Annotated in this window: 4 protein-coding genes; all 4 read right to left on the bottom strand. The window is 57.9% G+C overall.

Going from position 1 to position 3,612, the window contains the following annotated elements:
• Positions 1-1,183 (bottom strand): hypothetical protein (locus ACH2EH_RS17210; protein ID WP_395143493.1); only part of this gene is annotated, 1,183 nt, incomplete at its 3' end.
• Positions 1,184-1,213: 30 nt separating this feature from the next.
• On the bottom strand, positions 1,214-1,999 hold the full coding sequence (locus ACH2EH_RS17205; protein WP_395143491.1) for a hypothetical protein: 786 nt from the start codon (positions 1,997-1,999) through the stop codon (positions 1,214-1,216).
• A gap of 23 nt (positions 2,000-2,022) precedes the next feature.
• The gene (locus ACH2EH_RS17200; protein WP_395143489.1) at positions 2,023-2,877 is read right to left on the bottom strand and encodes a hypothetical protein; all 855 of its coding nucleotides are present in this window, start codon (positions 2,875-2,877) and stop codon (positions 2,023-2,025) included.
• Positions 2,878-3,057: 180 nt separating this feature from the next.
• On the bottom strand, positions 3,058-3,612 hold a 555-nt coding region (locus ACH2EH_RS17195; protein WP_395143487.1), incomplete at its 5' end, for a DUF1552 domain-containing protein.

Genomic DNA, 3,612 nt, shown 5'->3' with positions numbered 1-3,612 from the left:
CGAGCTCGACACTCAGGCCAGTCTTGTCTTTTTCGGTGACACCTTTGTAGTACTTCTTCCAGTAGGCCGCATCGCTCTCTTTGTAGACCACGGCGCTGATCTCCGCTGCCTGCCCGAGCGCTTGATCACTTTTCTGAACCGCCTCACCGCCCGCGAGCGCGGCTTTGAGCAGGCCCTCCACAATCGAGCGGTTCGCCTTGCACCACTTGTCCACTCCGATCACCACACAGGGCATCTGGCTGGCGTACTCCTTGGTGGAGACAATCGAGACTAGGCCGCCGCGCTTCTGCGCCACATTGACATCGCCCGGAGTCCAGGTCACGACACCGTCCACCTTGATCTTCATGGTCTGGCCGGTCTTCTTGCCGTTGCGCACCACGGCGCGCTCCTCGGTGTAGCCAGTGATGTACTTCTCACCCGCGTCTAGGTAGTCGCTCGTGTTGATCCAGTTGATCGCATCGGGGTCGTAGGTTTTCTCGTCGGGGTTGGTCTTGAGGTCGTTGTCGCCGATCCACTTCTGCGCGATGTTCCAGTCACCGTCGCGCAAGACGCCCGCGATCACGCCGCCGCGCGCCATCTGCGGGTCTTTTTTCCAGTCGGCAGGGCCCATGAACTTGTCCTCGCCGCGTGAGAAGCCAATCGCACCGATCACCTTGGGCCGGTACTCCGGGCCGATTTTGGAGAGCGCATCGTCCACGCCTTTTAAGAACGCGGCGCTGCCATCGCCCATCACGGTCACAAAGTGCGCCCCGACGGTTGGGTTCTTCTCGCCTTGCGAGAGCTTGGTTGCGAAGCTAACCAGCGCCTCAGTAAGCTTGTCGTTCATGTCCTGGCGCGCAAATTTTAGATTGACGCCGTTTGTACACATCAGGCTTCCCTGCGTGGCTTGCGGCCCCCCGTTGGCAAAGTGCAGACCCATGTGCGCGTTCCAGGCGTAGCCCAGAAGCCGCACCTCGGGGAGGTCTTTACAGCCTGCTTCTTTCCCGGGCATGACGACATCCCCGACACCGGTGCTGGGAGCCGGGGTACTTCCGTCGGGTAAGACAATCTTGTCACCCTGCACCGAGACTTTATCGGGGGCTGTGGGAATCAATTTGCTGCCAAAAAGTCGGTAGGCGCCCACGGCACCACCGACTACAAGAGCTAAGATGACCGCTTTTCCTGCGGGAGTTAATTGTGCCATTTTTCGTTTCCTTAATTTTCTACAACGGAATCAGACCCCTGATGCTGCGGATGGTTGCACGCTGGTTGCGTATTTTGAGGGGCCGGTGTCCAGGCTGAAAAACTCTAAAATATCGTCTATTTTATCGGCCTCCGCCTCACACTGCGCCTGTGCAGTGGTGAGCTGCTGCTGCGTACTGGCGATAATACCCTGTTGCTCCGTAATCCGTGCTTGCAGGGCCTCGATCTCCGCTTGGGCGTAGCTCATGCGCTCCGTGGTCACTTTTTGCAGGTCCTCGATGTAGGATGCGAGGGCTGCGAGCTTGCGGGAGGCATCGGCGACAATGGTCTCTGCGCTGGCTCCCATGGTCGCGCCCATTGTGGTGAGGGTGGCGGCGACCATCTGGCGTTGCATGTCTAGCGAGAGCCCATTAGGGAGCTTGGAGAGCAGCTCGCGGGTCTGTTCCGCGCCAAAAATGACCGTGGGCAGCTTGGCTCCGGCATAGATCGCCTGCACATCCACGTTACCATTGGGCAAGAGCGCCCCGGATGTTTCTTCGGCGGAGACTTTAATCTCGTCCAAGTTGGGGCCATCGCTCTGGCGCACGAGCTGCTCAATGGTCTGGGGCGTTTGCGGCGTCGGTGAGCCTGTCCCGATCGCCTTAGATTTTTTCTCAATCTCTGCCAGCTTGCGATCCAGCTCCGTCATCTCCGCACTGGGAGCATTTACCTGCGGCGTGGGCTGCGAAAAATTGAGCGGGCGCGGCGTTTCGGGATCTGGCTCATCCATCGTGACGAAAAGCCCGACGGCTTTACGAAATTTATCAGCAATTGGCATAGATTCGTTCTACCTCGTTACCATTATAAATCAAAACGGCGCGACATATCGTCGTAGACCGCAATCTCATCTAAAAGATTGGTCATTGCATCGGTTTGCGTGACTACCCCCTCGATGTCGGCGAGAACTTGCTCGGGGGGACGGGCACGGATCTGGTCATTGATAAGCCCGAAAGAGTCCTCCAGAAGCTGCATCTGGTGGCCTAAGTTGGTCAGAATTCGCCCGATTCGCCCCACATACTCATGCCGCTGGGTCAGCACTTCCCTGCGCTTGTCCAGAACGGCTTGCGTGTTGCTATCTTCCTCGTGCTTGCCTTCAAGCTGGGCGATCTCATCGCTGAAGCGCTCCTGAATTGTCTCCACCATCCGCCGTGAACGATCCTCATTGGGAACTGGGGGGCCGTCTTTCTCGCGCCGTTTGCCCTTGAGGCCCACGACCACTTCGGCGTAGACATTTTCGAGGTACTGCGCAAACTCCACTTCACGTCGCGCAAAGAGCAGAAACTTCTCCAGCAAGTAGTCTAGCTTGCGGCAGATCTCGCGCATCCAGCTTTCTTCAGAGAGGGCGTGGCCATCTAGCTGCGTGCGGATGTCCTCCAGGCGCGTAAAGCGTTCTTGAACATTCTCCGAAATCACGAGAAATACCTGTTCTCTAAGCTTCACGCGCCGCGCAGTCACTTCCGCATCGAAGCGCTCCGAGAGACGTTTCTGGTACCACCGGGAATCGGGAACAAAGAGCAGGTATCCCACTTCGGCAACGACCCCTATCAGAAGGGGGAGAGGATTGAGAAATGCCAGTGAGAGTCCTGCTGCACTCGCCAGTCCGACGACGTTGAAGTTCTCCTTAAATGCATCGGCCAAGCGATTTTTACGTGCCATTGGCCTCTATTTTAACACGAAAAACTTTCGCCCCCATGAACGGGGGCGTCTTATTGTCCTCGTGCCTCGGACACAAAGGGCGTGCCGCCCATAACCGAGTGTCCTCGGGATCTGCATGGCCCGGAGGGCCTTCGTGTCGCGAAGCGACAATAAGACGCCCCCGTTCATGGGGGCGAGTTCCTAAAAGAGCTGCTGAACCTTGCCGGTCGAGTCGCCGAGGGTCTCACCCGGAACTCCGAAGCGATCCAGCATCGTGATGAGGAGATTGGTCATTGGGGTGCCGTTCTTGTACTTGATGTGCCGCCCGCCTGCAATTGTCCCACCACCGCCACCAGCCAGCAAGAGCGGCAGGTCGTCGTGGTTGTGCCGGTCACCATCGCTGATGCCGCCGCCGTAAACCAGCATCGTGTTGTCCAGAAGCGTCCGGTTGCCCTCTTTGATGCTCTGCATCTTACCCAAAATATAGGCAAGCTGCTCGACATGGAAGCGGTTGATCTTCTTGAGATTCTCCAGCTTCTCGGGGTTGCGGCCATGGTGAGAGATCTCATGGTGGCCATCGTTAATTCCGACCTGCTTGTAGGCGCGGTTAGATCCCTCGTTGGCGAACATAAACGTGGAGATGCGCGTGATATCGGCTTGAAAGGCCAGCACCATCATGTCGCCCAGAAGCTTCACGTGATCGGGGTAGTCCGGCATGCCGCCGGACATCCGGGCCTTCAGCGCCTCGCCGCTGAC

The sequence above is a fragment of the Armatimonas sp. genome, from assembly GCF_043760365.1.
Lineage (GTDB): Bacteria > Armatimonadota > Armatimonadia > Armatimonadales > Armatimonadaceae > Armatimonas.
The sequence above is the reverse complement of the archived record's forward strand: the minus strand, read 5'-3'. Positions and strand labels throughout refer to the sequence as shown.